The organism is Flavobacterium sp. (assembly GCF_004295795.1).
In the GTDB taxonomy this organism is placed as follows: Bacteria; Bacteroidota; Bacteroidia; order Flavobacteriales; family Flavobacteriaceae; genus Flavobacterium.
Genome location: NZ_SEBR01000045.1, coordinates 1 through 2,755, shown reverse-complemented (window position 1 = coordinate 2,755; position 2,755 = coordinate 1). Strand labels below are relative to the sequence as shown.

Genomic DNA, 2,755 nt, shown 5'->3' with positions numbered 1-2,755 from the left:
TCCCGAATTTCCAAGGCTGTCAGGTCGCCAAAATCGGTCGTGCCGCGCGCCTTTTTGTTACTTTTGCGGCGAGGCAAAAGTAAGCCCCGCTGGCAGGCGACGAATCAAAATCAAAGCCTGCGGCAGCGCAGCTGCCGAAAGAAGCAAAATGAGCAAAGCTCATTTTATTAGGTTTTGAGAGTAAGAAAGATTCCGGAAAAAAGGAGTTTCTTAAAAGAAAAAGGATCGTCTTACGACAATCCGTAGCCCGGATAACGGCAACTAGCCTTTTGCAGAAAAAACCGCATTTTTCTAAGTTTAAAACAGCGACCGCAGGAAGCTCGTTTTAAACCCTAGAAAAAGCAGTTTTTGCAAAAAAGCTAGTGCCAGTAAGCCGGAAAAAGCTCAAAAAAAATTATCTGTTAGCCAAAACAACGACCTCCATAGCAGGAACCTCGACGTTAGTAAGCCTTTTACCAGAAAAAACCTCCTTAAAAGCACTGCGTTTCAAAACAGCATCAGAAAAAGAAACCATTTTATCAGAGCGATTGATAAAAACCAGCACTTCTTCACCGTTCAACTCCCGACTGAAAACATAGAATTTTTGGGCATCATCGGCGAGAATCGTCCTGTAATTCCCAAGGCGGATCGCCTTATAGCGCTGGCGCAGCTTCATGAACTTTTGGTACCACGAGAACAAGTCCTTGTTGAATGCGACGGCGTCGGGATCGTGTTTGCTTTGATCTGGATTCGCGGTTTCGGAATCGTATTGAAGTTCCTGCCAGATCATAGGTTTGCGGCAATCCGGGTCGTTTGCGCCCCAAATTCCGGCTTCATCACCGTAAAAAATCATAGGCGAACCCAAGTATAATTGCTGGAACGCCGCGATGAGCTTTTGCTTTTTGACTTGCTCCGGCGTGGGTTTTCTGGCGTTGTAATTCTTATTGTTGCTCTTTTGGCTCCAATTGAAATAGTCGCCCCAATTCCCGAATTTTTTCCCGTCGGGATTTGCCACCGCGCTGGCCAAGCGCGTCGCATCGTGGCTGTTCATGAGGTTTTGCATGTTCAGGGCGACATCGTTTCCGAAGGCTTCGCGGAGTTGCTTGAGCCTGGCATCGAAATCGGTTACCGTCGTGGCGGATTTGTCCTGGATAAAGAAATCGTGCACGATGAAGGCGAAATTGTAGTTCATCGTCGCATCGAACTCGTCGCCTTGCAAATACGGGCGTGTCTTGTCTATCGGATCGACCAATTCTGCCGTCATGTAAGCCGTCGGGTTGATGGAGCGAACCCATTTTCGCCATTGCTTCCAGAACGGATGGCCCACGTCATAGGCCACGTCGAGTCGCCAACCGTCGATGCCGTCCTTCACGCCTTTGTCCATCGGGTTCATCCAGCGTTTGGTCGCGTTGAAAATATATTGTTTCGGACCTTCGACAATTCCGTTTTCATCTTCCTTGAACTCGGGCAAGGTCTTGACGCCGAACCATCCTTTGTACTGGAAAGTCGTGCCTTTCTTGGCGTCGTTCCAGCTGTCGATCGAAAACCAATCGGCGTAAGCGGAATTCTGTTGGTTCTTTTCGACATCCTTGAAGGCAAAACTCTTGACGCCCATGTGGTTGAAAACGCCGTCAAAAATTATGCGCATGCCGCGCGAATGAACTTCCTTGATGAGTTTCAGCGCGAGCAGATCGGCTTTTGTCCAAACCCAGGTTTTTTCGTCAAGCGGATTTTCCTTGGTCATCATCGCTTTGTCGCCCTCGGGATCGGGTCCGAAAGTCGGGTCGACATGGTGATAACAAAGCGCGTCGTATTTGTGGGAAGACGGCGACCAGAAAATCGGGGTCAGGTAAATGGCGTCGACACCCAATGATTTGAGGTAGTCAAGTTTGTTGATGATGCCTTGCAGATCGCCTCCGTAGCGGCGTCTTTGCAAGTTGAAATAAATGTCCTTGCCATTCTGTTTTTCATAAGGCTGAAGTTCATACCAATCGCTTGTCCATGGATGGATTTGGAAAGGCGAGTTCGTATCGAAAGGATAGGCACCGTCCTGATCTTGCACTTTCGGGTCGTTCGTCTTGTCGCCGTTGCTGAAGCGTTCGGGGAAAATCTGGTACCAGGTGATGCCCTTGCTCCAGTCTGGAGTGAAATCTTTTTGCGCGAAGGCGCTGATTGATAGCAGTGCTATCAAATAGTATTTTTTCAATTGAAGTTGAATTTTATGTTTTTTTACAAAAATAGCTTGTTTTGTGCAGGGTTGCTTTCATTGACTTCTTTTTGTTAGATTTTTAGGAGCTGATTCCGGCTAACTGGCACTAGCTTTCTTTAAAAATCCGGTTTTTCTAAGGCTTGAAACGAGCTTCCTGCGGTCGCTGTTTCGAGCTAAGAAAAGCTCGGTTTTTCTGCGAAAGGCTAGTTGCCGTTATCCGGGCTATGGATTGTCGTAAGACGATCCTTTTTTTTGCTTTTTATTTCTGTATTTACGGAGATTCTCTTACTCTCGAGACCTAAATAAATGAGCTTCGCTCATTTTGTGTTTGCGGCAGCTGCGCTGCCGTGTGGTGTAGCTCGTCGCCTTCCGCGGGACTACTTTTGCCTGGCCGCAAAAGTAGCAAAAAGACCTTGCGGCTGAACCAAAAACGCGACCTGACAGCCTTGGAATTTGGACCCGAGCAACGCGAACTGACGGAGCTTGCGGAGTAAAAGAGGCGAACAATGCGCTGTACCGTTGACGCCTCTTTTTTCCCAAATTTCAAGACGTCAGGTGCCCGCGTTT

At 47.9% G+C, this 2,755-nt stretch carries 1 protein-coding gene; it reads right to left on the bottom strand.

The annotated features are described in order from the left end of the window. Positions 1 to 394: 394 nt before the first annotated feature. Positions 395 to 2,170, bottom strand: a complete 1,776-nt coding sequence (locus EOO49_RS19250) for a glycoside hydrolase family 13 protein (protein ID WP_290848760.1) — start codon at positions 2,168 to 2,170, stop codon at positions 395 to 397. Positions 2,171 to 2,755 lie beyond the last annotated feature (585 nt).